At 73.1% G+C, this 25,582-nt stretch carries 21 protein-coding genes; 12 read left to right on the top strand and 9 right to left on the bottom strand.

What is annotated here, in order from left to right:
- The first annotated feature begins 162 nt into the window (after nucleotides 1–162).
- Nucleotides 163–957, top strand: coding sequence for a carbon-nitrogen family hydrolase (locus ACFUJY_RS02055; protein ID WP_383293094.1), 795 nt, complete (start codon nucleotides 163–165; stop codon nucleotides 955–957).
- Nucleotides 958–1,020: 63 nt separating this feature from the next.
- Here the strand turns inward: ACFUJY_RS02055 and ACFUJY_RS02050 are convergent, their stop codons facing one another.
- Nucleotides 1,021–1,512, bottom strand: a complete 492-nt coding sequence (locus tag ACFUJY_RS02050; protein WP_383293091.1) for an LURP-one-related/scramblase family protein — start codon at nucleotides 1,510–1,512, stop codon at nucleotides 1,021–1,023.
- 64 nt (nucleotides 1,513–1,576) lie between these two features.
- Here ACFUJY_RS02050 and ACFUJY_RS02045 point away from each other — a divergent pair, with 64 nt between their 5' ends.
- Nucleotides 1,577–3,397 carry an NHL domain-containing thioredoxin family protein gene (locus ACFUJY_RS02045; RefSeq protein WP_383293088.1) on the top strand — a complete coding sequence of 607 codons (1,821 nt, stop codon included), beginning with the start codon at nucleotides 1,577–1,579 and terminating at the stop codon, nucleotides 3,395–3,397.
- Nucleotides 3,398–3,400: 3 nt separating this feature from the next.
- On the opposite strand, the gene ACFUJY_RS02040 is transcribed toward ACFUJY_RS02045, so the two are convergent.
- From ACFUJY_RS02040 to ACFUJY_RS02025, 4 genes are all read right to left on the bottom strand, one after another.
- Entirely contained in the window at nucleotides 3,401–6,286 is a 2,886-nt protein-coding gene (locus ACFUJY_RS02040; RefSeq protein ID WP_383293085.1) for a BTAD domain-containing putative transcriptional regulator, read from the bottom strand.
- A 111-nt stretch (nucleotides 6,287–6,397) separates the two neighbouring features.
- Nucleotides 6,398–6,616 carry a DUF6458 family protein gene (locus ACFUJY_RS02035; protein ID WP_383293082.1) on the bottom strand — a complete coding sequence of 73 codons (219 nt, stop codon included), beginning with the start codon at nucleotides 6,614–6,616 and terminating at the stop codon, nucleotides 6,398–6,400.
- A 113-nt stretch (nucleotides 6,617–6,729) separates the two neighbouring features.
- Nucleotides 6,730–8,028, bottom strand: a complete 1,299-nt coding sequence (locus tag ACFUJY_RS02030; protein WP_383293080.1) for a M18 family aminopeptidase — start codon at nucleotides 8,026–8,028, stop codon at nucleotides 6,730–6,732.
- 129 nt (nucleotides 8,029–8,157) lie between these two features.
- On the bottom strand, nucleotides 8,158–9,984 hold the full coding sequence (locus ACFUJY_RS02025) for an acyl-CoA dehydrogenase (protein WP_383293077.1): 1,827 nt from the start codon (nucleotides 9,982–9,984) through the stop codon (nucleotides 8,158–8,160).
- Nucleotides 9,985–10,132: 148 nt separating this feature from the next.
- Between ACFUJY_RS02025 and ACFUJY_RS02020 the strand changes: the two genes are divergently transcribed.
- The 3 genes from ACFUJY_RS02020 (at nucleotide 10,133) to ACFUJY_RS02010 (ending at nucleotide 12,850) form a co-directional block, all read left to right on the top strand.
- A complete protein-coding gene (locus ACFUJY_RS02020) occupies nucleotides 10,133–10,573 on the top strand; it encodes an SseB family protein (RefSeq protein ID WP_136207169.1) in 441 nt (146 codons plus the stop codon).
- Between the two features lie 156 nt (nucleotides 10,574–10,729).
- Complete coding sequence (locus tag ACFUJY_RS02015; protein ID WP_164402146.1) at nucleotides 10,730–11,686, top strand: pirin family protein; 957 nt, start codon at nucleotides 10,730–10,732, stop codon at nucleotides 11,684–11,686.
- A gap of 96 nt (nucleotides 11,687–11,782) precedes the next feature.
- On the top strand, nucleotides 11,783–12,850 hold the full coding sequence (locus tag ACFUJY_RS02010) for an AI-2E family transporter (protein ID WP_383293073.1): 1,068 nt from the start codon (nucleotides 11,783–11,785) through the stop codon (nucleotides 12,848–12,850).
- Here ACFUJY_RS02010 and ACFUJY_RS02005 read toward each other — a convergent pair.
- A complete protein-coding gene (locus ACFUJY_RS02005) occupies nucleotides 12,847–14,961 on the bottom strand; it encodes a SpoIIE family protein phosphatase (RefSeq protein WP_383293070.1) in 2,115 nt (704 codons plus the stop codon). The genes ACFUJY_RS02010 and ACFUJY_RS02005 overlap by 4 nt on opposite strands.
- 151 nt (nucleotides 14,962–15,112) lie before the next feature.
- Between ACFUJY_RS02005 and aspS the strand changes: the two genes are divergently transcribed.
- The 4 genes from aspS to ACFUJY_RS01985 all read left to right on the top strand — a co-directional run bounded on the left by aspS (nucleotide 15,113) and on the right by ACFUJY_RS01985 (nucleotide 19,922).
- Nucleotides 15,113–16,894 (top strand): aspartate--tRNA ligase, encoded by a 1,782-nt coding sequence (gene aspS / locus ACFUJY_RS02000; protein ID WP_383293067.1) that lies wholly within the window; start codon nucleotides 15,113–15,115, stop codon nucleotides 16,892–16,894.
- 213 nt (nucleotides 16,895–17,107) lie between these two features.
- Entirely contained in the window at nucleotides 17,108–17,947 is an 840-nt protein-coding gene (locus ACFUJY_RS01995; RefSeq protein WP_383293064.1) for a L,D-transpeptidase family protein, read from the top strand.
- Nucleotides 17,948–18,036: 89 nt separating this feature from the next.
- Entirely contained in the window at nucleotides 18,037–18,729 is a 693-nt protein-coding gene (locus ACFUJY_RS01990; protein WP_383293062.1) for a response regulator transcription factor, read from the top strand.
- A complete protein-coding gene (locus ACFUJY_RS01985; protein ID WP_383293060.1) occupies nucleotides 18,726–19,922 on the top strand; it encodes a sensor histidine kinase in 1,197 nt (398 codons plus the stop codon). The genes ACFUJY_RS01990 and ACFUJY_RS01985 overlap by 4 nt, the downstream gene beginning before the upstream one ends.
- Here the strand turns inward: ACFUJY_RS01985 and ACFUJY_RS01980 are convergent.
- A complete protein-coding gene (locus ACFUJY_RS01980) occupies nucleotides 19,871–21,244 on the bottom strand; it encodes a VWA domain-containing protein (protein WP_383293057.1) in 1,374 nt (457 codons plus the stop codon). The genes ACFUJY_RS01985 and ACFUJY_RS01980 overlap by 52 nt on opposite strands.
- Nucleotides 21,245–21,511: 267 nt before the next feature.
- On the opposite strand from ACFUJY_RS01980, the gene ACFUJY_RS01975 reads away from it, so the two are divergent.
- Complete coding sequence (locus ACFUJY_RS01975) at nucleotides 21,512–21,919, top strand: RNA-binding S4 domain-containing protein (protein WP_383293054.1); 408 nt, start codon at nucleotides 21,512–21,514, stop codon at nucleotides 21,917–21,919.
- A 24-nt stretch (nucleotides 21,920–21,943) separates the two neighbouring features.
- Here the strand turns inward: ACFUJY_RS01975 and ACFUJY_RS01970 are convergent, their stop codons facing one another.
- Nucleotides 21,944–22,897 (bottom strand): NADP-dependent oxidoreductase, encoded by a 954-nt coding sequence (locus ACFUJY_RS01970; RefSeq protein WP_383293051.1) that lies wholly within the window; start codon nucleotides 22,895–22,897, stop codon nucleotides 21,944–21,946.
- 43 nt (nucleotides 22,898–22,940) lie between these two features.
- Entirely contained in the window at nucleotides 22,941–23,837 is an 897-nt protein-coding gene (locus ACFUJY_RS01965) for a hypothetical protein (protein WP_383293048.1), read from the bottom strand.
- 121 nt (nucleotides 23,838–23,958) lie between these two features.
- Here ACFUJY_RS01965 and ACFUJY_RS01960 point away from each other — a divergent pair, with 121 nt between their 5' ends.
- Entirely contained in the window at nucleotides 23,959–24,357 is a 399-nt protein-coding gene (locus ACFUJY_RS01960) for a hypothetical protein (RefSeq protein ID WP_383293046.1), read from the top strand.
- Between the two features lie 92 nt (nucleotides 24,358–24,449).
- Nucleotides 24,450–25,577, top strand: coding sequence for a MerR family transcriptional regulator (locus tag ACFUJY_RS01955; RefSeq protein ID WP_383293043.1), 1,128 nt, complete (start codon nucleotides 24,450–24,452; stop codon nucleotides 25,575–25,577).
- The last annotated feature ends 5 nt before the right edge of the window (nucleotides 25,578–25,582 follow it).

Genomic DNA, 25,582 nt, shown 5'->3' with positions numbered 1-25,582 from the left:
TTCTGCGGTGCATGGGCAACTGGGCGCGGACGGTCGGGCTGCGGGCTGCGGCGGCGATGAGGTTCGGTGGCTAAGTTACGCTGCGAGCAGGCACCCCGGCAGTGCTTTCGTGTGACGATCGTAGGCCGGTGTTGACGGCTCGAATGCCAGGACGGTGGTAGTGTGCGCGCCTCCCTCATCCAGATCGCAGTAGACCCGGACGAACCCGCCGATGCGCGCAGGGAACGTGCCGCATCCCTGATCGCCGCGCAACGGGGCGCGGACCTGGTGGTCCTCCCCGAACTGTGGCCGGTCGGGGCCTTCGCCTACACGGCCTTCGAGAAGGAGGCCGAGCCGCTGGCGGGCCCGACGCACGAGGTGATGGCCAAGGCCGCCGCCGCGGCCGGGGTATGGCTGCACGCCGGCTCTTTCGTGGAACGGGCCGAGGACGGCACTCTCTACAACACCACGCTCGTCTTCTCCCCCGAGGGTGAGCGGGCCGCCGCCTACCGCAAGATCCACCGCTTCGGCTTCGACCAGGGCGAGGCGGTCATGATGGGCGCCGGCGAGGAGCTGGTCACCGTCTCCCTCCCGGAGACCACGCTCGGTCTGGCCACCTGCTACGACCTCCGCTTCCCGGAGCTCTTCCGGGGCCTGGTCGACGCCGGCGCCGAAACCCTGGTCGTCGCGGCCGGCTGGCCGGAGCGCCGCCGCGCCCACTGGACGCTGCTCGCGCAGGCCCGCGCCGTCGAGAACCAGTCGTACGTCCTCGCCGTCGGCTCCGCCGGCACCCACGCGGGCATCCAGCAGGCCGGCCACTCCCTCGTCGTGGACCCCTGGGGCGAGGTGCTCGCGGAGGCGGGGGCGGACGAGGAGGTGCTGACCGTGGAGCTGGACACGGCCAGGGTCGCGGCGACCCGGGAGCAGTTCCCGGCGCTGAAGGACCGGCGGCTCGGGCTCGCCGCGCCGACCGTCTGACACGCGAAGGGCCCTGCTTCACGGTTTCACGTGAAACAGGGCCCTCAGGGCGCCGGCATGCGGTCAGTCGTCCTGTTCCTTCTCCGCGAGCACGATCACGCAGACCGCCACCGCGATCAGCAGCGACGCGTCGGCGTCGTCCCGCACGATGTCGATGCCGTACGTGTCCCGGACGGACAGCCAGCGGCGGGAGATCTGCGCCAGCAGCTCGCCGTCGTAGTCCACGGCGAACTCGCGGTCCAGGATCTTGCCGCTGACGTCCAGCTCGGTGCCGTCCGCGAGGGTCACGCGGTAGTGGTTGCGGAGCAGCGACAGATGCTTCTTCTTGACCTTGGCGAGCTGCTCGCCGTCCCGCTCGATCAGCATCGTGTCGCGCAGACTCAGCAGCTTCTGGCGGATCTCCACGAGGACGCGGCCCTGCGGGTCCTTCAGCTCGAAGGTGTCGCGCACCCGCATGGCCTTGCCGTCGACCAGGAAGACCTTGCGGCCGTCCGTGTCCTCGATCCAGTAGTCGTCACCGATGCCGAACAGCCGCTCACGTACGAGAAGTCTCATGGCTCACAGGTTCCCGGAGCCACCTGTGGAATGCGGGAACGCCACGGTGATGTTGACTGTTCTCATGGCAACACGTGCACGCGTCAGGGCCCCCGAACTCATCGGCAAGGGCGGCTGGCTCAATACAGGCGACCGGCAGTACACCCTCGCTGACCTGCGGGGACGTATCGTCATCCTCGATTTCTGGACCTTCTGCTGTGTGAACTGCCTGCATGTCCTCGACGAGCTGCGCGAGCTGGAGGAGAAGCACCGCGACACCGTCGTGATCATCGGCGTGCACTCGCCGAAGTTCGTGCACGAGGCGGAGCACCAGGCCGTCGTGGACGCGGTCGAGCGCTACGAGGTCCACCACCCGGTCCTCGACGACCCCGAGCTGGCCACCTGGAAGCAGTACGCCGTACGCGCCTGGCCCACGCTCGTCGTCATCGACCCCGAGGGCTATGTCGTCGCCCAGCACGCCGGTGAGGGCCACGCCCACGCCATCGAGAAGCTGGTCGAGGAGCTGGAGGCGGAGCACGCGGCGAAGGGGACCCTGCGGCGCGGGGACGGGCCGTACGTGGCGCCGGAGCCGGTGGCCACGCACCTGCGGTTCCCCGGTAAGGCGCTGCTGCTCGCGGACGGCGGCTTCCTGGTCTCCGACACCACCCGGCACCGGCTGGTCGAGCTGGACCCGGACGGCGAGACCGTGCGCCGGCACTTCGGGACCGGCGACCGCGGCTTCGCGGACGGCGGGCCCGACCAGGTCCGCTTCAGCGAGCCGCAGGGGCTCGCCCTGCTGCCCGACGGGCGGATCGCGGTCGCCGACACCGTCAACCACGCCGTCCGCGCCCTGGACCTCACGACCGGGACCACGACCACCCTCGCCGGCACCGGCCGCCAGTGGTGGCAGGGGGCGCCCACCAGCGGCCCGGCCCGCGAGGTGGACCTCTCCTCGCCGTGGGACGTCGCCTGGTTCGGCGGCCGGCTCTGGATCGCCATGGCCGGCGTGCACCAGCTGTGGACGTACGACCCCGAGGACGGCACCGTACGCGTCGCCGCCGGGACCACCAACGAGGGTCTGGTCGACGGACCCGGCGCGGAGGCGTGGTTCGCCCAGCCGTCCGGGCTCGCGGCGACCGAGGAGCGGCTGTGGGTCGCCGACTCGGAGACGTCCGCACTGCGCTGGGTCGACCGCGAGGGCGCCGTGCACACCGCCGTCGGCACCGGCCTCTTCGACTTCGGCCACCGGGACGGCGCCGCCGGGCAGGCCCTGCTCCAGCACCCCCTCGGCGTCACCGCCCTGCCCGACGGGTCCGTGGCCGTCTGCGACACGTACAACCACGCCCTGCGCCGGTACGACCCGGCGAGCGGTGAGGTCACCACCCTGGCCACGGACCTGCGGGAGCCCAGCGACGCCGTACTGGTGGACGGCGACCTCGTCGTCGTGGAGTCCGCCCGGCACCGGCTGACCCGGCTGCGGCTGCCCGAGGAGGCGGTACGCGTCGCCGACCGGGCCCACCGCACGCAGCGGTCCGCCACCGAGGTCGCCCCCGGTGCGCTCCGCCTCGACGTCGTCTTCCAGGCGCCGGCCGGGCAGAAGCTGGACACCCGGTACGGTCCTTCGACGCGGCTGCTGGTCTCCTCGACCCCGCCCGGGCTGCTGGCCGAGGGCGAGGGCGCGGGCACCGACCTCTTCCGCGACCTCGTCCTCGCGGACGGCGTCACCGAGGGTGTCCTGCACGTCTCCGCGATGGCCGCGTCCTGCGACGACGACCCCGCCAACGAGTACCCGGCCTGTCACGTCCACCAGCAGGACTGGGGCGTCCCCGTCCGCGTCACGGAGGGCGGAGCGGCCCGGCTGCCGCTGGTCCTCGCGGGGATGGACGAGGGCGCGGACAGGCCCTAGGGGTCATCCGTCGGCGGTCAGGCGGCGGGCCGCCTCGGTGTGGCGGCGTACGTGGTCCGGGCTCGCCGTCACCCGGAGCAGCGCCGCCAGGGCCCGGAGCGCGCCCTCGTCGTAGCCGGCGCGCTCCGCCTCCGTGGCCGCCTCGTCCAGGAGCCGGACGCCCTCCTCCTCCGCGCCCAGGGCGAGGTGGGCCTCGCCGCTGACGGACAGCAGCAGTACCCGGCGGGCCGCCTCCTCGTGCTCGGGGCCCAGGCCGAAGGCGGTCCGGGCGGAGTCCAGGGCGTCCTGCGGGCGGCCCGCCGTCAGCTGCATCCGGGCCAGGTGCTGGAGCGCGAGCATCTCCGTGTGCGCGTCGGGCTCCTCCCGGGCCAGCCGGAGGGCCCGCTCGCAGCCCTCCATCGCCAGGTCCAGGCCGCCCTGCTCGGCCTGCACGATGGCCAGGTTGATCAGTGCCGTCGCCTCGCCGAGCCGGTCCCCAGCCTGCCGGGCGAGTCCGGGCGAGGGTTCCAGCATGGCGACGGCCTCACCGGTCCTGCCCTCCTCCGTCAGCACCCAGCCGAGCAGGTTGCGGACTCGGGACTCGGCGTACGGGTCCTCGCGGGCGACGGCCGCCGCCAGAGCGATGTCCAGCATCGGGGTCCAGCCGTCCCGCACCCGCCACACCACGTGCGGCCACTGGAGCAGGATGATCCGCCACGCGCGGTCGTCGAGCCCGGCGGCCCGGGCTGCCGTGGCCGCCAGGGTCAGGTCCTCGCGCTCGGCGGCCAGCCAGCCCATCGCCTCGGCCCGGTCCGTGAAGTCCCGGATCGCGGCGGGCGGGTGGAAGTCGTCGGGCAGCACGAAGCAGGGCTCGCCGCCCGGTTCCGCCGTGTCGGCGGCGGCGAGCGCGGTGGCGATGTAGTGGTCCAGCACGCCGGTCAGCGCGTCCGGCGCCGCCGCCGGGTCGAGGCCCCGTGCGTACAGCCGCACCAGGTCGTGCAGTATCCAGCGCCCGGGGCCCGCCTCCGTGACCAGATGGGCGGCGGCGAGCCGTTCCAGCGCCGCCCCGGCGGTGACCGGGTCGCTGCCGGCGAGCGCGGCCGTGGTGTACGGGTCGAAGTGGCTGCCCGGGTGGTGGCCGAGCCGGCCGAGGTGGTGGACGGCGTCCGGCGGCAGCTGCTGCACCGTGAGCCGCAGGGCGGCGGACACGCCGGTGTCCTCCACGTCCAGGTAGGACAGCCGGCTGCGCTCGTCCGCGAGTTCGCCCGCCATGGCGGCCAGCGTCCACTGCGGACGGCCCGCCAGTCGGGCCGCCGTCACCCGCAGCGCGAGGGGCAGTCCGCCGCACAGCTCGGCGAGCCGCCGGGCCGCCACCGGTTCCGCGAGGACCCGTTCCTCGCCGAGCACCCCGGCCAGCAGCGCGGTGCCGTCCGGCGGTTCGAGTATGTCCACCGGGACCGGCACGGCGGCCTCGGAGGCGATCAGCCCGTCGAGCCGGTGCCGGCTGGTGACCAGCGTGACGCAGTCCGCACCGCCCGGCAGCAACGGCCTGACCTGCGCGGAGTCGCGGGCGTTGTCCAGCACCACGAGCAGGCTGAGCCGGTCGGTGAGCGAGCGGAACAGCGCCGCCGCGCCGGCCACGGACTCCGGGACCCGGCGGGGCGCGACGCCGAGCGCGAGCAGGAACTCCCGCAGCACTTCGAGCGGGGTCGGCTCGGCGGCCTCCCCGAATCCGCGCAGATCCGCGAAGAGCCGCCCGTCCGGGAAGGCGGCGGGGGTCCGGCGCGCCCAGTGCAGCGCCAGCGCGGTCTTGCCGACCCCGGCCGGTCCGGTGACCAGGCAGACGGGCGCCTCCCCGGCCGCCGCCCGTGACAGCGCGGTCAGCTCGGCCCCCCGCCCGTGGAAGCCGCGCGGCGCGCGCGGCAGCAGATCGGCGACGGGCGCGGGTACGCCGGCGACGGTGTACGGGCCGGGGGCCATGGCCGCCGGCCCGGCGGCGGCCCGCGCCTCACCGGTCCCGTCGTAGGCGGACGCCTCGGGAAGCAGCAGCGGACCGGCCTGCGGCGCGGCGGTCCCGTCGGCCCCGCCGTGCGCCTGCCTCCCGCTTGGCGTCCCGCCGTGCGGCGGACGACCGGTCTGCGGGGCGTCGGTGACCGGCCCGCCCGCGTCCCCCTCCCCGCGCAGGATGCGCGCGTACGCGTCCGCCAGTTCGCGGCCGGGGTCGATGCCCAGTTCGTCCGCGAGCAGGCGGCGGGTGCGGTGGAAGCAGTCCAGCGCCTCGGACTGGCGGCCGGAGCGGTGGAGGGCGGTCATCAGGGCCGCCGCCAGGGATTCGCGCATGGGGTGGGCGACGGCCTCCGCACGGAGGGCCGCCGCGGCGCGGTGGTGTTCGCCCAGCTCCCCGTACGCCCGGGCCAGCTGCTCGACCGTCGAGAGGCGGGACTCCTCCAGCGCGTGGGCGGCCGCCTGGAGCGGGGCGCTCGCGAAGGTGCCGGTGAGCGCGGGACCCTGCCAGAGCGACAGGGCCTCCTTCAGCATCAGCACCGTGTCGGCGGGGTCCCGCTGCTCGCGGGCCAGCATCAGCAGTTCCTCGAACCGCTGGGAGTCCAGCAGGGTTTCGGGCGCCCGGAGCACGTACGCGTCGCCGAGCGTCGCCAGCTCCACCCCGTACGCCTGCGCGTCCGCGCCGACCAGCAGGGCGCGCAGCCGGGAGACATGGCCCTGGATGACCGTGCGGGCGTGGAGCGGAGGCTCGTCGTCCCACAGACAGTCGGTCAGCCGCGCCATGGACACGGGGGTGTTGGCGTGCAGCAGCAGGGCCGCGAGCAGGCTGCGGCGCTTGGCGGGGCCGAGGGGCAGCGGCCCGGTCAGCGTGTCGACGCAGACGGTGCCGAGCAGCCGGAACTCCACGAGCGGCTCCCCTTCCGGGTCGGACGCGCCCGGTTCCGGGTCACGGACAAGTGCCCAGAATATCGGGGATTCCGCCGTGGTGTTCCGGGGGTGTGGCCGGATCGCCCCCGGTCACAGGTGCCGTTCGTCGTCGGAGACCACCGTCGTGGTGGGCGGCACGACCATGCGGCGGCGCCGGATGACGCTCGCGTAGACGAGCACGCCGATGATGCCGACGATCATCATGATCCAGCCGACCAGGTCGACATTGACGGTGTCCAGCTGCCAGTCGGTCGCGAAGGCGAGGATCGCCCCCGCGCCGATGAGGATGATGCATCCTCCGAGTCCCATGAGTTCCGCCTCCTCGGCGGCCCGGGACCTCCGGGCCGTGTACGGAGCGCGTACCCGGCCCGGTAACGAGCATGCGCGGGCGGGAGGTTGTGACCGGGCTCCCGCCCGGGCGGTCAGCCGGCCAGGAAGGCGGCCAGCGCGTTCGCGAGGTGGTACGGGTCGTCCGCGCCGCACAGTTCGCGGGCGCTGTGCATGGACAGGATGGCGACGCCGATGTCGACGGTCTTGATGCCGTGCCGGGCGGCGGTGATCGGGCCGATCGTCGTGCCGCAGGGCATCGCGTTGTTGGAGACGAACGTCTGCCACGGCACGCCCGCCTTCTCGCAGGCCGCGGCGAACACGGCACGGCCGCCGCCGTCGGTGGCGTACCGCATGTTGACGTTGACCTTCAGGATCGGTCCGCCGTTGACGACCGGGTGGTGCGTGGGGTCGTGGCGCTCCGCGTAGTTCGGGTGGACCGCGTGGCCGGTGTCGGAGGAGAGGCAGACCGTGCCGGCGAAGGCGCGGGCGCGGTCCTCGTAACCGCCGCCGCGGGCGAAGACCGAGCGCTCCAGGACCGTGCCGAGCAGCGGCCCGTCCGCGCCGGTGTCCGACTGCGAGCCGTTCTCCTCGTGGTCGAAGGCGGCCATCACCGGGATGTACGGCAGCTCGGCGTCGGGCTGTCCGGCGACGGCGGCCAGCGCGGCGGTCGCCGCGTGCACGGAGAGCAGGTTGTCCATGCGCGGGCCGGCCACCAGCTCGCGGTCGCGGCCCAGGTAGGCCGGCGGCTCGACGGGGTGCGGCATCAGGTCCCAGCCGGTGATGTCCTCGGCGTCGACGCCCGCCTCCTCGGCGACGAACCGGATGAGGTCGCCCTCCTCCACGTCCCCGAGCCCCCAGATCGGCTGCATGTGCTTCTGCCGGTCCAGCTTGAGCCCGTCGGTGTTGGCCGACCGGTCCAGGTGGACGGCGAGCTGCGGCACCCGCAGCAGCGGGCGGTCGACCGAAACCAGCCGGTCCGTGCCCCCTCGGAGCGAGATCCGGCCAGCGAGACCGAGGTCGCGATCCAGCCAGGTGTTGAGCAGGGTGCCCCCGTAGATCTCGACGGCGATCTGGCGCCAGCCGTACGCGCCGGTGTCGGGCAGCGGCTTGACCCGGAGGTTCGGCGAGTCGGTGTGCGCGCCGGCGATCCGGAACGGCGTGTGCGGCCCGGCGCCCTCCGGCACGTACCAGGCGACGATCGCCCCACCACGCAGGACGTACTTGCCGCCCGTGGTCCCGTCCCAGGCCGCGGTCTCCTCCACCTGCCGGAATCCGGCCTTCTCCAGTCGCGCGGCGGCGGTCGCCACGGCGTGGTACGGGGAGGGGGAGGCCATCAGGAAGGCCATCAGATCGTCGGTGTGCCCGCGGTCGAAGCGGGGGGAGGAACTCATGTTCTTCACTGTAGCCAGACGTGGCCGAAAGGATTCCCCGTCGCCCCCCGGCCCGAACGGCTCATCGTGCGGCTGCCGCCGCCCGGACGCGGGTCCGGGCGGCGGCAGCCGTCGATCGTGCGCAGCGTCCTAGAACGCGGCCTCGTCCAGCTCCATCAGGGAGTTGTCGACGGACTCGGCGAGCGCGCGCTCGGCGCCGACGCCCGGCAGGACGTTCGCGGCGAAGAACTTCGCCGCGGCGATCTTGCCCTGGTAGAAGGCGACGTCCTTCGCGGAGGCCGTCGGCAGCTTCTCGGCGGCCACTGCCGCGCCCTTGAGCAGCAGGTACCCGACGACGACGTCGCCGGAGGCCAGCAGCAGGCGGGTGGTGTTGAGGCCCACCTTGTAGATGTTCTTGACGTCCTCGCCGGTCGCGGTGAGGTCGGTGATCATCGTGCCGACGATCGCCTCCAGGTCCACCGCGGCCTTCGCGAGGCTGTCCAGCGCACCGGACAGCTCCTCGTTGTCCTGGGCGCCCGCGAGGAACTTCTTGATCTCCTCGGAGAGCGCGTTGAGCGAGGCGCCCTGGTCGCGGACGATCTTCCGGAAGAAGAAGTCCTGGCCCTGGATGGCCGTCGTGCCCTCGTACAGGGTGTCGATCTTGGCGTCGCGGATGTACTGCTCGACCGGGTACTCCTGGAGGTACCCGGAGCCGCCGAACGTCTGGAGCGACTGCGCCAGCTGCTCGTACGACTTCTCGGAGCCGTAGCCCTTGACGATCGGGAGGAGCAGGTCGTTGAGGCCGTGCAGCGCCTTGGCGTCCTCGCCCGCGGCCTCCTTCTCCTGGATCGCGTCCTGGACGGAGGCGGTGTAGAGGACGAGGGCGCGCATGCCCTCCGCGTACGCCTTCTGCGTCATCAGCGAGCGGCGCACGTCGGGGTGGTGCGTGATGGTGACCTTCGGCGCGGCCTTGTCCATGAACTGCGACAGGTCGGTGCCCTGGACCCGCTCCTTGGCGTACTCCAGCGCGTTCAGGTAGCCGGTGGAGAGGGTGGCGATGGCCTTCGTGCCGACCATCATGCGGGCGAACTCGATGATGCGGAACATCTGGCGGATGCCGTCGTGCTTGTCGCCGATGAGCCAGCCCTTGGCGGGGTGGCGGTCGCCGAACGTCATCTCGCAGGTGTTGGACGCCTTGAGGCCCATCTTGTGCTCGACGTTCGTCGCGTACACGCCGTTGCGCTCGCCCAGCTCGCCGGTGGTCCAGTCGAAGTGGTACTTCGGGACCAGGAAGAGGGAGAGGCCCTTGGTGCCCGGGCCCGCGCCCTCGGGACGCGCCAGCACGTAGTGGAGGATGTTCTCCGACATGTCGTGCTCGCCCGAGGTGATGAAGCGCTTCACACCCTCGATGTGCCAGGAGCCGTCCTCCTGCTCGACGGCCTTCGTGCGGCCGGCGCCGACGTCGGAGCCGGCGTCCGGCTCGGTCAGCACCATCGTCGAGCCCCACTGCTTCTCGACGGCGATCTCGGCGACCTTCTTCTGCGCCTCGTTGCCCTCCTCGAAGAGGATGCCGGCGAACGCCGGGCCCGAGGAGTACATCCAGACGGCCGGGTTCGAGCCGAGCAGCAGCTCCGCGTAGCCCCAGATCAGGGAGCGCGGCGAGGTGGTGCCGCCGATCTCCTCCGGCAGGCCCAGGCGCCAGTACTCGGAGTCCATGAACGCCTGGTACGACTTCTTGAACGTGTCGGGGACCGGCGCGGTGTTGGTCTCCGGGTCGAAGACCGGCGGGTTGCGGTCGGCGTCCGCGTAGGAGTCGGCGAGCTCGTTCTCGGCGAGGCGGGCGACCTCCTCGAGGATGCTCTTCGCCGTGTCGACGTCCATCTCCGTGAACGGTCCGGTGCCGTACAGCTTGTCGCGCCCGAGGACCTCGAAGAGGTTGAACTCGATGTCGCGGAGATTCGACTTGTAGTGCCCCATGGGAAGGCTCCGTAATCAATAGCAGTGGCGCGCAGCGCCCCGTGGAGGGGTGGCCCGGACCTATCAGGTGACCTCTCCGATGATGCTACCCGCCAGTAATAAGACGCAACCCCCTGAGCCCCGGATGTGGCCGATTACTCTTTGTTCCATGTACGGCTACGACCAGAACCAGGGCGCGCAGCAGCCGATGGGGGGCGGCTACGGCGAGCAGCCGCTGTACCCCGAACCCTCGCCGCCGTCGCTGGGTGACGCGGTACGGGCCTTCACGACCGGCTCGCTGTCCGCCGAGGACTTCCAGCAGATCTTCGCGACCTCGAAGGTCTACTGCCCGCGGGGCGACAATCCCGGCTTCCTCGCGCTGCACAACACCCAGCAGCCCGTGATCCCGATGTTCACCACGCTCAAGGAGCTGCGGCTGTACGCGGGCAAGGAGTCCAAGTACTTCGTGATCACCGGCGCCGAGGTGATCGACCTGCTGCCCACCGGCTACGGCTTCGTCCTGGACATGGAGGGCGAGCACCGGATGGTCTTCGACGCGAAGGCCGTCGAGCAGATGGTCGACTTCGCGATGCGCCGCATGTACGGCTGATCCACCGGCCCGAAGGCTTCCGGAAAGGGGCCCGTACCGCTCTCGGTACGGGCCCCTTTCCGGCTGTCCGGGGGCGCGCGGGAATGGCGGGCGCCTTGCAGGATGTTCACCGTTCAACTAAATTGGTGGCAGAACAGTCCCCCGGAGGTGGCTCCCATGCCCGCAGTGACCGTCGAGAACCCGCTGACCCTGCCCAAGGTGGCCGCTTCCGGCGACGCCGCGGCCCGCCCCGTGCTCGCCGTCACCACGGCGCCGAGCGGTTTCGAGGGGGAGGGCTTCCCCGTCCGCCGCGCCTTCGCGGGCATCAACTACAAGTACCTTGACCCGTTCATCATGATGGACCAGATGGGTGAGGTGGAGTACGCGGCGGGCGAGCCGAAGGGCACGCCCTGGCACCCGCACCGCGGCTTCGAGACCGTGACTTACCTGATCGACGGCAGCTTCATCCACCAGGACTCCCACGGCGGTGGCGGCACCATCGGCAACGGCGACACCCAGTGGATGACCGCAGGCTCGGGTCTCCTCCACATCGAGGCGCCGCCGGAGTCCCTGGTCATGTCCGGCGGCCTGTTCCACGGCCTCCAGCTCTGGGTGAACCTGCCTAAGGCCGACAAGATGATGGCCCCGCGCTACCAGGACATCCGCGGCGGCCAGGTCCAACTGCTGGCCTCCCCGGACGGCGGCGCGCTGCTCCGCGTGATCGCCGGTGAGCTGGACGGCCACGAGGGCCCCGGCATCACGCACACCCCGATCACGATGATCCACGCCACCGTGCGCCCCGGCGCCGAGGTGACGCTGCCGTGGCGCGAGGACTTCAACGGCCTGGCGTACGTGCTCGCCGGACGCGGCTCCGCCGGTGCGGAGCGCCGGCCGGTCCACATGGGCCAGACCGCCGTCTTCGGCGCCGGCTCCTCGCTGACCGTGCGGGCCGACGAGAAGCAGGACGGGCACACCCCGGACCTGGAGGTCGTCCTGCTCGGCGGGCGTCCCATCCGCGAGCCGATGGCGCACTACGGGCCGTTCGTGATGAACAGCCAGGCCGAACTCAAGCAGGCGTTCGAGGACTTCCAGGCCGGCCGCCTCGGCACCGTGCCGGCCGTCCACGGCATGTGACCCTCGCTTCCGCCCCCGCCGCCGCCGTGTGACGCTCCGTCACTCGTACGGCGGCGCGGGCGGGACACGGCTGCCGGGCCGTGATCGGCTGGCAGGGTGCAGACCCCGAAGCCACTCCTGCCCGACGGTGCCCGGCGGACCGCCGCCTGGTGCGGTGTCGTCCTGCTGGTCGCCGGTGTCGCCGCCGTCGCCGTCTGGCTGTGCATCGCCCTCAAGACCGCCGTCACCCCCGTGCTGCTCGCCCTGCTCGGTACGGCGCTGCTCGGGCCCGTCCACCGCCGGATGACCGCCCACGGGGTGAACCGTTCGCTGGCCGCCGCGGTCACCTGCGTGGTGCTGCTCGCCGTGGTCGGCGGTGCGGGCTACATCGTCGTCGCCGCGCTCGTGGAGACCGGTGACCAGATCGTCCAGTCGCTGAAGGACGCCGGGCAGTGGGTGGTCGACCACTTCCAGGTCGCGGACGACATCGACGTGAACGACCTGGAGACCAGCGGCCGCAAACTCGTCGAGAAGTTCGGCGCCACCGCGGCGGGCGGGCTCCTCACCGGCATCAGCGTCATCGGCTCCCTCGTCGCGACCAGCGTCCTGGCCCTGCTGCTGACCTTCTTCTTCCTGCGCGACGCGGACCGGGCCGCGCACCTCGCCCACACCGTCGCCCCGCGCGGCACCGGCGACATGGTCGAGGCGATGGGCCGGCGGGCCTTCGAGGCCGTCGAGGGCTTCATGCGCGGGACGACGCTCATCGCCTTGATCGACGCCGTCTGCATCACGGTCGGGCTGCTGATCCTGCGGGTGCCGGGCGCGGTGGGGCTCGGCGCGCTGGTGCTCGTCGGCGCCTACATCCCGTACCTCGGCGCGTTCATCTCCGGTGCGGTGGCCGTGCTGGTGGCCCTCGCGGACCGGGGGTTCGCGATCGCGCTCTGGGCGCTCGGCGTGGTGCTCGCCGTCCAGGTGCTGGAGGGCCACATCCTCCAGCCGATGATCCAGAGCCGAACGGTCCAGATGCACCCCGCGATGATCCTCGTCGCCCTGACGGCGGGCGCGAGCGTCGCGGGCATCCTCGGCATGCTGCTCGCCGTCCCGCTCTGCGCGGCGGCCTTCGGCATCATCGGCGAACTCCGCGCCGGTGGTCGCGTCGCGCCGGACGGGCGCGGGAGGCCCTAGTCCAGGTCCAGGTCGGGGAACGCCGGTTCCGGGTGCTCGGCCTCGTTCAGCTCGAACCAGATCGACTTGCCCGCACCGCGCGGATCGACCCCCCACTTGTGCGCGAGCATCTCCATCAGCACCAGGCCCCGGCCGCTGGAGGCCATCTCGCCCGGCCGCCGCTTGTGCGGCAGCTCGTCGCTGCCGTCGGACACGTCCACCCGCAGACACCGTTCCCCCGGCGTCCCGGTCGCCTGGGCGACCATCAGCGCGTCCCCGTCCGTGTGCACCAGGACGTTCGTGGCGACCTCGGAGAGCAGCAGCACCGCCGCGTCGACCTGATCGGGGTCCGCCCAGTCGTGCAGCAGCTCCCGCAGCAGCTGCCGGGCCGTCGAGATCCGCTCCGGTTCGGCCTGGGCGATGGAGAGCGCGGTCCGCCGGGGCGCCGCCGGGGAGGTGACGGTGCCCTCGCGGCGCAGCAGCAGGACCGCGACGTCGTCCTCGCGCCGGTCCGCGAGCGGCCCGGTCGTGTAGTGCGAGCCGGGCCCGTGCACCGCCTGCACCAGGGCGTCCGCCAGCTTCTCCAGGTCCCCGGTGTGCCGCTCCAGGATCGGCCGGAGCCGGGTCCAGCCGGAGGAGAGGTCGTGGCCGCCGGTCTCGATCAGCCCGTCCGTGCAGAGCATGATCGTCTCCCCGGCCTCCAGGACGATCCGCGTTGTCGGGTAGTCCGCGTCCGCCTCCACGCCCAGGGGCAGCCCGCCCTCGGTCTGCCGGATGACGGCGGTGCCGTCGGCGGTCATCATCACGGGGTCGGGGTGGCCGGCCCGTGCGATGTCCAGCACCCCGGACTCCGGGTCGGCCTCCGCGTACAGGCAGGTCGCGAACCGCGCGGCCGTGGCCTCGTCGTCCTCGCCGGGGTCGGTGAGGCCGGAGAGGAAGCGCGAGGCGCGCGCCAGCACCGCGTCGGGACGGTGGCCCTCGGAGGCGTAGGCGCGCAGCGCGATCCGGAGCTGGCCCATGAGGCCCGCCGCCCGCACGTCGTGGCCCTGGACGTCGCCGATCACGAGGGCGATGCGACCGCTGGGCAGCGGGATCAGGTCGTACCAGTCGCCGCCGACCTGGAGGCCGCCGCCGGTCGGCACATAGCGCGCCGCCACGGTCATGCCGGGGATGTCCGGGCCGAGCGAGGGCATCATCGTGCGCTGGAGGCCCAGCGACAGCTCCCGCTCCGTGTCCGCGGCGCCCGCCCGGGCCAGCGCCTGGGCGAGCATCCGGGCCACGGTCGTCAGCACCGACCGCTCGTCCGGCGAGAACGCCACCGGGTGCCGGAAGCCGGCCATCCAGGTGCCCATCGTGCGGCCGGACACGATCAGCGGCAGGAAGGCCCAGGAGCGGCGCCCGAACCGCTGGGCCAGCGGCCAGGTGGCGGGGTAGCGGGCCCGGTAGTCCTCGGGCGTGGGCAGATAGATCGCCCGGCCCGTCCGGACGACCTCGGCGGCCGGGTAGTCCGTGTCCAGCGGCATCTCGGTGAACGGCCCCTCGTCGCTGAGGGAGTGCCCGTGCTGCCCGACGACGGTCAGCCGCTCGCCCTCGACGCCGAAGACCGCGAGGCCGTCCGGCGAGAACCCGGGCATGGAGAGCGAGTACGCGACCCGCAGCACCTCCGTGGTGGACCCGGCCTCCGCCAGGGCCCGACCCGCGTCCAGCAGGAACGCCTCGCGGGAGCGCCGCCAGTCGCCGGTGATGGCGGTGTGCGTCCCGACGGTGCCCGGCGGGGGCTCGGCGACCTCCTGGAGCGTGCCGATGAGCACGTAGTCCTCGCGACCCTCGCCGGCCGGGACCGGCTTGGAGCGGCTGCGCACGGTGCGCAGGACCCGGCCGCTGCCGTCCACGATGCGCAGCCGGGCCTCCGCCAGGGTGCCCTCGGCCACGGCGAGGCTGATCACCCCGGCGATCTCGTTCCAGTCGACGGGGTGGAAGCGGGAGCGGACCTCCGACTCGCGGAAGACGCCGGGCTCGGCGGGCAGCTCAAGGAGACGGGCGGCCTCCGCGTCGAGCGTGACCGTCCCGGCTCCGTTGTCCCAGCGCCACAGCCCGGTCGCGGTCGCGGCCAGCACGTCCTCGGTGCGCATTGCCCCACTTTAAACCGGCATGCGAGCCTGGGGCGCGGGTGCGGGGTCACGGACGATCTCGATGCGGACCATGACAATGAAGCGCTCAGGTCGCGGGCGGTAGCCTGGGAGGGCTGAATCTCCCCCAACCGCGAAGACTGGATGAACGACGATGCATCGGTACAGGTCCCACACCTGCGGCGAGCTCCGCGCCTCTGACGTCGGCACCGACGTCCGGCTGAGCGGCTGGCTGCACAATCGCCGAGACCTGGGCGGCATCCTCTTCATCGATCTGCGCGACCACTACGGTCTCGTGCAGCTCGTCGCCCGCCCCGGCACGCCGGGCAACGAGGCCCTGGCGAAGCTCACCAAGGAGACCGTCGTCCGCATCGACGGCAAGGTCTCCGCGCGCGGCGCCGAGAACGTCAACCCGGACCTGCCGACCGGCGAGATCGAGATCGAGGTCTCCGAGGTCGAGGTGCTGGGCGAGGCCGGCCCGCTGCCCTTCACGATCAACGCCGAGGACGGTGTGAACGAGGAGCGGCGCCTGGAGTACCGCTTCCTGGACCTGCGCCGCGAGCGCATGCACCGCAACATCATGCTGCGCTCCGCCGTGATCGCCTCGATCCGCTCCAAGATGGTGGCCCTCGGCTTCAACGAGATGGCGACCCCGATCCTCACCGCGACCTCCCCCGAGGGCGCCCGTGACTTCGTCGTCCCGTCCCGGCTGAACCCCGGCAAGTTCTACGCGCTGCCGCAGGCCCCGCAGCAGTTCAAGCAGCTGCTGATGATCTCCGGCTTCGACCGCTACTTCCAGATCGCGCCCTGCTTCCGCGACGAGGACGCCCGCGCCGACCGCTCGCCCGGCGAGTTCTACCAGCTCGACGTCGAGATGTCGTTCGTGGAGCAGGAGGACGTCTTCCAGCCGATCGAGAAGCTGATGACCGAGCTCTTCGAGGAGTTCGGCAACGGCCGCCACGTCACCTCGCCGTTCCCGCGCATCCCGTTCCGCGAGTCGATGCTGAAGTACGGCAACGACAAGCCGGACCTGCGCGCCAAGCTGGAGCTGGTCGACATCTCCGACGTCTTCGCGGACTCGGAGTTCAAGGCGTTCGCCGGCAAGCACGTCCGCGCCCTCCCGGTGCCGGACACGGCGGGCCAGTCCCGCAAGTTCTTCGACGGACTCGGCGAGTACGCCGTGGAGCACGGTGCCAAGGGCCTCGCCTGGGTCCGCGTCGGCGAGGACGGCACGCTGGCCGGGCCGATCGCCAAGTTCCTCACCGAGACCGACGTCAAGACGCTCACCGAGCGGCTCGCGCTCGTCCCGGGCCACGCCGTCTTCTTCGGCGCCGGCGAGTTCGACGAGGTCTCCAAGATCATGTCCGCCGTCCGCGTCGAGGCCGCCAAGCGGGCCGGCCACTTCGAGGAGGGCGTCTTCCGGTTCTGCTGGGTCGTCGACTTCCCGATGTACGAGAAGGACGAGGAGACCGGCCGGATCGACTTCTCCCACAACCCCTTCTCGATGCCCCAGGGCGGCCTGAAGGACCTGGAGGAGAAGGACCCGCTGGACATCCTCGCCTGGCAGTACGACATCGTCTGCAACGGCATCGAGCTGTCCTCCGGCGCCATCCGGAACCACGAGCCCGAGCTGATGATCAAGGCGTTCGAGATCGCCGGCTACGACCGCGAGACGGTCGAGAAGGAGTTCGCGGGCATGCTCAAGGCGTTCCGCCTCGGCGCTCCGCCGCACGGCGGCATCGCCCCGGGCGTCGACCGCATCGTGATGCTGCTCGCCGACGAGCCGAACATCCGCGAGACGATCGCCTTCCCGCTGAACGGCAACGCCCAGGACCTGATGATGGGCGCGCCCACCGTCCTGGAGGAGACCCGCCTCCGCGAGCTCAACATCCAGCTCCGCAAGCCGGCCGCGCCGACGAAGGACGCGCAGAAGTAGCTCGGCCTGTTTCACGTGAAACAGCCCCCGGCCGCCACTGGCCGGGGGCTGTTCGCGTGACGGACGCCGAGAGGGCTTCGAGCGGTTCCGATGAAGCACAGGAATCACCTGAACGGCTACGGCCGGATGGGCCCCGCCCCGGATTGGGCGGTGACGCGGGCGGCAATGACTGGCTGGGCCGACACCGGCGCACCCACTGCTGAGGAGCCCTCCGTGCCCGTGCCCCCTTCGCGCGCACCCCTGCCCCTGCGCCTGCCGCACGTCGTCTGCTCCCTGGTCCTGCTCGCGCTGCTCACCGGCTGCGGGGCGGGTGGCTTCGCCGGTACGGACATGAGCGGTGCCGCCACCGAGCGGGCGCGGATCGACGGCGTACCCGGGCCGCCCGGGGCCGCCGCCGGGGGGCCCTCGCGAGAGGTGCCGCCCGTGCCGTCGGCCCCGGCGGCCTCGCCGCAGCCCACGGAACTGCCCGGCCTCGGACCGAAGACCCGGGCGGCGGTCCCGGCCACGGCGCGGCAGGCGTTCGTGGTGACCGGGGACTCGGTGGACTCCAACCGGTCGACCGCCGTCCTCTACACCCGGGACGGGCCCGCCGGGCCGGGCTGGCGCGCCACGCTGGGCCCCTGGCCCGCCCACAACGCCCTCAACGGCTGGACCGGGGAGCACTGGGAGGGCGACCTGCGCTCACCCGTCGGGGTCTTCACGCTCACCGCGGCGGGGGGCCGCCTCGCGCCCCCGGACACGGCGCTCCCGTACGACCTGAGCCCGGACTTCGCCGTGACGGGCGAGGGGTTCCACGGTGAGCCGCTGGAGGGGTCCTTCGACTACGTCGTCGCCATCGACTACAACCGCCTGCCCGGCACCTCCCCGCTCGACCACACCCGTCCCCTCGGCGAGGAGCGCGGCGGCGGGATCTGGGTGCACGTGGACCACGGAGGGCCGACCCAGGGCTGTGTCTCGGTCACCGAGGACCGGATGAAGGAACTCCTGGGCACCCTCGACCCGGCCATGGCGCCCGTCATCGTGATGGGGGACGCGGAGTCGCTGGGCCGCTGATCCTTCCCGGCCGGAGAGCTCCGCTTCACGTATCGAGAAGGCATCCTGAGAGGGAGTGGACACGCAGGCACGAGGCGAGGGACATCACGATGCGGGTACTGGTCGCCGAGGACGAGGAGATCCTCGCGGAGCTGGTCGCCACCGGGCTGCGGCGGGCGGGCTTCGCCGTCGACACGGTGTACAGCGGTGATGCCGCCCAGGCGTACCTGGGGCTGCACGACTACGACGTGGTCGTGCTGGACCGCGATCTGCCCCGGGTGCACGGTGACGACGTGGCCCGCGGGCTCGTCGCCTCCGGCTCCCGGACCAGGATTCTGATGCTGACGGCCGCCGGTTCCATGGAGGACCGGGTCGCCGGGCTCGACCTGGGCGCCGATGACTATCTGGGCAAGCCGTTCGAGTTCCCGGAACTGGTTTCCCGCGTACGCGCCCTGCGGCGGCGCAGCGCCCGCCCCGTACCGCCGCAGCTGGAGCGGTACGGCATCCGGCTCGACACCGTACGGCGGTCGGCGACCCGGGACGGGCGGGACCTGGACCTGTCCCCGAAGGAGTTCACGGTGCTCCAGCTGCTCCTTGAGGCGGACGGCGGGACGGTCAGCGCGGAGGAGCTGCTGGAACGGGCCTGGGACGCCAACGCCGACCCTTCCCCAAGCTCTCAACTGCGTTCGAGCAGGGAGATGCCCCATTCCGGTGCCGTCCGGGTCTGCATGAGCAAACTGCGGAGCAAGCTCGGTGAGCCGGCCGTGATCCGCACCGTGCAGGGCGTGGGGTACGCACTGTGAAGCGCCCGGCGCGCCTGCCGCACTCCACGATCAGGACCCGGATCGCCCTCGTCTACGGCGGGGTCTTCCTGGTCCTCGGCACAGCCCTGCTGGCCACGGTCAATCTGGCCTCCCGCGCCGGTACGAACTCGCAGGCGCGCGCCATCGCGGACACCGCCGTCGTGGTCCAGCCCGGCTACGCGGTCAACGGTCCGCTCGTCAGCCGCCGCCGCCTCGGTCCGCCGAGCGTCTACGACCTCACCGACCACGTCAGCGACGCGGCCGGCCACCAGCTGCTCATCTGGTCCGCCGCCGCGCTGCTGATGATGACGGCCTGTGCGGTGGGCGTCGGCTGGTGGACGGCGGGCCGGGTGCTGCGGCCCGTGCACACCATGACCGCCAAGGCGCGCAAGCTCTCCGCCCACACGCTCCACGAGCGGATCGCCTCCAGTGGCCCCGACGACGAGCTGAAGGAGCTGGGCGACACCCTCGACGCGCTGCTGGCCCGGCTGGAGCGGGCCTTCGACAGCCAGCGGCGGTTCATCGCCAACGCCTCGCACGAGCTGCGCACCCCGCTGGCCACCCAGCGCGCGGCGATCCAGGTCGGCCTGGACGACCCCACGCCGGAGGACCTCGTCCGCACCCGGCAGACGCTCCTGGACAACAACCGGCGCAGCGAACGGCTCATCGACGGGCTGCTCGTCCTGGCCCGCAGCGAGCGGGGGCTCGACAAGAGCGAGCGGGAACCGGTGGACCTGGCCCGGGTGGTGGCGGAGGAGGCGGCCCGGCGCCCGGACGTCCGGCTGGACACCCGGCCCTGCCCGGTGCGCGGGAACCGGCTGCTGCTGGCCCAGCTGGTGGCGAACCTGCTGGCCAACGCGGTGACGTACAACGTGCCCGGCGGAAGCGTCGGGGTCTCGGTGGTCCCGGCCGGCGGCGGGGTCCTGCTGGAGGTCCGCAACACCGGCCCCGTGGTGGACGCGGCGGACATCCCCGGGCTGTTCGAGCCGTTCCGCCGGGGGGAGGGCCGGGACCGGATGGGGCCGGGCTCGGGCCTCGGCCTGTCGATCGTGCGGTCCATCGCGCTGGCCCACGACGGTACGGTCACGGCGGTGCCGGGGCCCAAGGGCGGGCTCGCCGTGACCGTACGTCTGCCGGCGTCTCAGGAACGCGTGGCCACCCAGGCGGGGAGCGCGGCCAGCAGTTCCCGGTAGAACGTGGTGTCCGGTACCTTGCCGGGGGTGGGGCCGGCGTGGAAGAAGCCGGTGTTCGGGGCGTCCAGCTTCCGCAGGAAGTCGAAGCCCTTGGCGTCCTTCTCGCCGAACGCGACGAACTGGAAGAACAGCGGCAGCCGGGCCGCCGCGTCGAGCGCCTGGCGGGCGGCCTGCCGGACGTCCGGGGGCCCGTCCGTCTGGAAGACCACCAGTGCGGGGCCGGTCGCTCCGGACTTCTCGTAGTGCGCGACGACCTCCTCGACCGCGCGGTGGTAGTTCGTGCGGCCGAGCCGGCCGAGCTCCGCGTTGAGGGCGTCGATCCGGCCCTCGTGGCCGTCCAGCTCCACCGTGCCGGTGCCGTCGATGTCGGTCGAGAAGAACACGACCTGCACGGTGGCGCTCTCGTCCAGGTGCGCGGCGAGCGCGAGCGTGCGGTCGCCGAGGTGCTGGGCGCTGCCGTCCTTGTAGAACGGGCGCATGGAGCCGGAGCGGTCCAGGACCAGGTAGACGGTGGCGCGCAGCCCGGTCAGCCCGTGCGCCTTCAGCCCGGCCTGCGCCGCCTTGTACGCCCCGGCCAGCTCGGGCGCCCGCGCCTTGACCTTGGCGAGGGTGAGCGCGGGCTTGCCGGGGGCGGCGGGGGCGGCCGTGGCCGCCTCGGGCTCCGGGTCCATGTCGATGGTGATCGGCGCGGGGGCCTCGGCGGCCGGCTCGGGTGTCGCGACGGGGGCCGGTTCGGCCTCCGGCTCGGCGGACGCCTTCGGCTCGGGCGCCGCGACGGGCTCCGGCTCGGCGACCGGCGCCGGCTCCGGGGTCTCGCTCGCGATGACCGGCTCCGGCTCGGGGGTCTCCGTGGCCGCGACAGGCTCGGGGTCCGCGATGGGCTCGGGGGTCTCGGCCTTCGCCGCCGCCTCGCGGGCCTCCGGCTCTGCGACGGGCTCAGGGGCCTCGGCCGCCGGCGCGGGCGCGGGCGCCTCCGGCTCCGCCTCGGGCGCCTCCGCCGCGGTGGCCGCCGCCGGGGCCTCGGCCTCCGGCGCCGCCGTGTCCGGGCCCTTGCCCTGGGCCGGGACCGTGGGCGTGGACGGCTTGTCGAAGGCCGCGGCCACCAGGTCCGACGCCTTGGCGTCCTCGTCCGACGCCTTCGTGGTCTCGTCGGACGACGCGGGGGCGGGCACCGAGATCCTGACGGGTGCCTCGTCCGGCTCCGGCTCCGGCGCCGTGGCACTCGCGTGCTCGCCCTGGGGCGGGACCGTGGCCGTCGTCGGGTCGTCCTGTTCCGTGCGGTCACGGCCGAACACCTTGCGCAGCAAGCTCCGAATGCCCATGGGCGAGCCTTTCGCATGAGTTGGGTGCGATGAATGTCCGTACTGCGGGAATTGATCCCTGGCCAGGGCGGATACGTAAGGTTAGCGGCCGGATAAGGGCGTTCGGCGGCACGGCCCGCATGTGGGACAACCGAGAGCGAACCGAGCCCGGACCGAGTCCTGAGGCCCCGCACGGGCGTTCACCGACCTCCCACGTCACCTGCACCGCGTGGGCGTCGAGTTGACGCGGGGACGTACCGTCCGGGCCCACCGCCTACAGTCGGACGCATGGTTTCGGGTGAGGCTCCGCAGACGGCGGGCAGTGTCCGGGTCGATGTCTGGATCTGGTCGGTCCGGCTCACGAAGACCCGGGCGCAGGCCGCTGCCGCCTGCCGTGCGGGTCATGTGAAGGTCGCGGGCGAACGTGCCAAGCCCGCGCAGTCGGTGCGGGTCGGTGACGAGGTACGGCTCCGCCATGCGGGCCGGGACCGGATCGTCGTCGTGTCGAAGCTGGTGAAGAAGCGGGTGGGCCCGCCCGTGGCCGCCGAGTGCTTCCTCGACAACAGCCCGCCCCCGCCACCGCGTGAGACCGCGATCCAGGTCCCGGTACGCGACCGGGGCGCGGGGAGGCCCACGAAGCGGGACCGCCGCGAGATGGACCGGCTGCGCGGAACGGGCCCCGGCCCGGCGGAGTAGCCGGCGCGCATCCGGCGGCCGGTCTCAGCCGTGCAGCGCGATCACCGTCTTGCCGCGCGCCCCGCCCGCCCGGTTGCGCGCCAGGGCCGACGGCGCCTCCGCCAACGGCACTTCGGCGTCGACCGGCACGCGCAGGATGCCGTCCGCCGCGCCCGCCGCCAGCACGTCGAGCAGGACCGGGCTCGGGTCGAGACGGAAGTCGACGCCCCTGACGCCCTCGGGCAGCCGGGCCCCGGCGGCGGCGCCCCGGGTGGAGAGCGCGATGCCGCCCGGCCGGACCCCCGCCGCGTGCGCCGCGAACGCGTCCGGCGCCGCCGACGCCAGGTCGGCCAGCGCGTCGATGCCGTCCGGGCAGGCCCTCCGGAGCGCGTCGGCGGGCGGGCCGGCCGTGAGGTCCACCGAGGCGGCGGCGCCCAACGACCCCATCCTGGACCGTTCGTCACCGCGCACCGCCGCGATGACGCGGACGTCGCGGGCCCGGGCGAGCTGGGTCAGACAGCAGCCGATCCCGCCCGCCGCCCCGACGACCAGCAGGGTCTCGTGGCCGCGCAGCGCCACCGCCTCCAGGATCTGCGCGGCGGCCGTCCCGGCGGACGGCAGTGCGGCGGCGGCCCGGGCGTCGAGGCCACGCGGAACGAGGGTGATGGCGGAGTCCTGACGCACGCACAGGTACTCCCCGTAGGCACCGTACGTGTCGGCCACGTCCGCCCGTCCGAAGACCGGGTCCCCCACCCGGAAGCGGTTGTCGCCGCCGCCGATCATGTCGACGCGGCCCGCGTAGTCCACGCCGACGACGAACGGGAAGGCCCGGGGCGCCGGGGCGAGTCCCCCGGCCGAGCCGTCCGCGACCTGCCAGTCCAGCGGGTTGAGCGACGCGTATTCGATCCGCACCCGGACCTCGCCGGGCCGTGGCTCCGGCTTGGGCAGTTCGACCAGCACCGGGTCGGCCCGCAGCGCGCTGACGGCGATGGCTCGCATCCGTACACCTCCCAGTCGTGCCGCTCCGGCGGGAGCGGCCGCGTCATTCCGCCGGCGCCGGTGCCGGCAGCACCCGCTGGGCCCAGATCCGGGCCGCCACCGCGCACACCGCGACGGCCAGGCCCAGGCCGAAGACGATCCACACCGTGGTGCGCAGCGAGGAGGTCAGCGCGTCGTACACGGCCGCGGCGGCGCCGGTGTCGCTGTCCGGGACCTCGTCGAGCACCCGGTCACGGGCCAGCGCCAGCGCCCCGCGCAGCACCAGCGCGCCGAGTGCGAAGCCCGCGCCCGTCACGGCGGTGCCGGCCAGCGCGGCCAGGGCGCGGGCCCGGCGGCCGGGTCCGCCGCGCATCCAGGCGAGCGCGACGGCGAGCAGCGCGAAGACGACCGTGCCGACGGCCGGCCACACGCTCGCGGTCCGCAGCCACTGGAAGCTCTGCCGCAGCTGGTCCGCGCGGTCGGCGGAGACCAGCTGGATGTCGGTGTGCTGGACGGGGATCTGATCGGCGAACGGCACCCCGTTGTCCACCAGGTTCCGCTTCACCTGCTCCGTGACGGGGGCCAGGTCGATCGTGACGCTCTCGCCGCTCTGCCCGTCCAGCGCGGCGGTGACCGTCTCGTGGGCGGTGCGGTTGGCGGCGGTCCAGGCGTCCTGGAACGCGTCCGTGGTGGTGAAGGACTCCACGGCCTGGTGCAGGAAGTCGCGGACGGTGTCCTGGAGCGGCCCCACGTCGATCTGCTTCATGGCGCCGTCGGTGATCAGGTCGGCGACGGTGCTCCGCACCTCCGGGTCGTCGGCGAGCGGGGCGACGGCGGCCACGTAACGGTCCGTGTCGTCGATCTCCAGGTCGACCCAGGCGGACAGCGCGCTCAGCGGCACCAGGACGGCCAGCAGCACCAGCAGTACCGCCGACAGGGCCACCGAGAAGTACGTCCGCACCCCTCCAGGGAATCCCGGATGGCGCCGCGGCGCCCCGGGCCGTGGGCCATCCGAGTTGCCGGGCGGCCCGACCAGGTGTGCTCTGGAGGGAAAGCGGGGGTGACGGAAGGAGCTCTCTGCCATGGCCGCACACGCTTCGGTGCCGGCACGCGGGAGGCATGCGACACCCGCCCGGCACCGCCCGGTCCTCAGCTGGGCGATCCCGGCCGCGCTCGGCCTGATCATGGGCTGCTACGCGACCGCCATCGTCCGTGGCGGCGGGGTGCTCACGGGCACCAGGCTCGCCCTCGGACTGGTCTCCGGCGCCGTTCTCGCGGTGCTCTGCTTCGGCCTCGGCCGGATGCAGAACCGGCTGCCGCGCGAGCTGCGGGCCGCCGCGTACGGGGTGCTGACCGGCGGTTCGATCGGCTTCCTCTACAGCCTCTCCGGCGCGAGCATCCTGTCGGCGTCGGTGATCGGGCTGATCCTCGGACTCGGCGGACTGCTCGCCGCGTACTACTACTTCTACACGCGGGAGTGACGCCCGCGCCCGCCCGCGCGTCCTCGGTCCTTGACCTTCTCCATGGGGGAAGGCCAAGGATCGGGTGTGCCGGGGCGGGAAGTCCGCCCGGTATGAGGAGGCGTGCGGTGACGGAGGACGGGCAGGGGCGGGGCCCCGGAGCGGAGCTGGTGACGATCGGGGCGTTCGCCCGGCTGTCCCGGCTGTCCGCGAAGGCGCTGCGCCGTTACGACGAGCTCGGCCTGCTCCCGCCGGCCCTGGTCGACCCGGTGAACGGCTACCGGTATTACGACCCGGCGCAGGTGCGGGCGGCCCGGCTGGTGGCCTGGCTGCGCCGGATCGGGATGCCGCTCGCCCGGATCAGGGAGGTGATCGCGCTGGAGTCCGGTGCGGCCGCCGCGGCGATCCGGGCGTACTGGGCGCGGGTCGAGGCGGAGACGGCGGCCCGCCGTGATCTCGCGGCCTTCCTCATCGACCAGCTGTCGACGGAGGACGTCATGACATCGGTGGGCACACTCGGCTTCCGCTACGCGGCCCGCACCGACACGGGGGCGGTGCGCGAGACCAACCAGGACGCGGTCCATGCCGGGGCCCGGCTGCTCGCGGTCGCCGACGGGTTCGGCGCGGGCGGGGCGGGGGCCAGCACGGCGGCGATCGAGGCCCTGAAGCCGTTCGCACCGGGCGCGGTGCCGGCGGCCGAGCTGCTGAACAGCCTGCACGACGCGGCGGAGCGGGTGGCGCTCGCGGTGCGGGACGCGGTGGCGGGGAGCGGGGGCGGCGGGGCGCCGGAGGAGTCGGGAACGACGCTCACGGCGATGATGTGGACGGGCTCGCGGCTGGGCCTGGTGCACATCGGGGACTCGCGGGCGTACCTGCTGCGCGGGGGCGAGCTGTTCCGGATCACGCACGACCACAGCCTGGTCCAGTCGATGGTCGACGACGGTTCGCTGACGGAGGAGGAGGCGTTCTCGCACCCGCAGCGGGCGATGCTCCTCAGGGCGCTCTCCGGTGACGGCCCGTACGGCGGGCCCGATGTGGACGTCCGGGACGCGCTGCCCGGCGACCGCTACCTGCTGTGCTCGGACGGGCTCTCGGCGGTCGTGGACGGCGGGGAGCTGGCGCGGGTGCTGGCGGCGGCGGACGGGCCCGAGGCCGCCGTGGGCGCGCTGATCGGGCTCGCGGAGGCGGCCGGCGCGCCGGACAACGTGGCGTGTGCGGTGGCGGACGTCGTGGAGCTGTGAGGACG

Source organism: Streptomyces sp. NPDC057249 (assembly GCF_042669245.1).
Classification (GTDB): Bacteria; Actinomycetota; Actinomycetes; order Streptomycetales; family Streptomycetaceae; genus Streptomyces.
This window is presented reverse-complemented; position numbering and strand designations above follow the sequence as displayed.

Coding starts and splice junctions, on each gene's coding strand:
- ACFUJY_RS02030 (WP_383293080.1), bottom strand. CDS start 8,028: ATGAGTTCCTCCCCCCGCTTCGACCGCGGGCACACCGACGATCTGATG.
- ACFUJY_RS02015 (WP_164402146.1), top strand. CDS start 10,730: ATGCCCGCAGTGACCGTCGAGAACCCGCTGACCCTGCCCAAGGTGGCC.
- ACFUJY_RS01960 (WP_383293046.1), top strand. CDS start 23,959: ATGGCCGCACACGCTTCGGTGCCGGCACGCGGGAGGCATGCGACACCC.
- ACFUJY_RS02020 (WP_136207169.1), top strand. CDS start 10,133: ATGTACGGCTACGACCAGAACCAGGGCGCGCAGCAGCCGATGGGGGGC.
- ACFUJY_RS02045 (WP_383293088.1), top strand. CDS start 1,577: ATGGCAACACGTGCACGCGTCAGGGCCCCCGAACTCATCGGCAAGGGC.
- ACFUJY_RS01980 (WP_383293057.1), bottom strand. CDS start 21,244: ATGGGCATTCGGAGCTTGCTGCGCAAGGTGTTCGGCCGTGACCGCACG.
- ACFUJY_RS01970 (WP_383293051.1), bottom strand. CDS start 22,897: ATGCGAGCCATCGCCGTCAGCGCGCTGCGGGCCGACCCGGTGCTGGTC.
- ACFUJY_RS02035 (WP_383293082.1), bottom strand. CDS start 6,616: ATGGGACTCGGAGGATGCATCATCCTCATCGGCGCGGGGGCGATCCTC.
- ACFUJY_RS02050 (WP_383293091.1), bottom strand. CDS start 1,512: ATGAGACTTCTCGTACGTGAGCGGCTGTTCGGCATCGGTGACGACTAC.
- ACFUJY_RS02025 (WP_383293077.1), bottom strand. CDS start 9,984: ATGGGGCACTACAAGTCGAATCTCCGCGACATCGAGTTCAACCTCTTC.
- ACFUJY_RS01990 (WP_383293062.1), top strand. CDS start 18,037: ATGCGGGTACTGGTCGCCGAGGACGAGGAGATCCTCGCGGAGCTGGTC.
- ACFUJY_RS02005 (WP_383293070.1), bottom strand. CDS start 14,961: ATGCGCACCGAGGACGTGCTGGCCGCGACCGCGACCGGGCTGTGGCGC.
- aspS (WP_383293067.1), top strand. CDS start 15,113: ATGCATCGGTACAGGTCCCACACCTGCGGCGAGCTCCGCGCCTCTGAC.
- ACFUJY_RS01955 (WP_383293043.1), top strand. CDS start 24,450: ATGAGGAGGCGTGCGGTGACGGAGGACGGGCAGGGGCGGGGCCCCGGA.
- ACFUJY_RS01975 (WP_383293054.1), top strand. CDS start 21,512: ATGGTTTCGGGTGAGGCTCCGCAGACGGCGGGCAGTGTCCGGGTCGAT.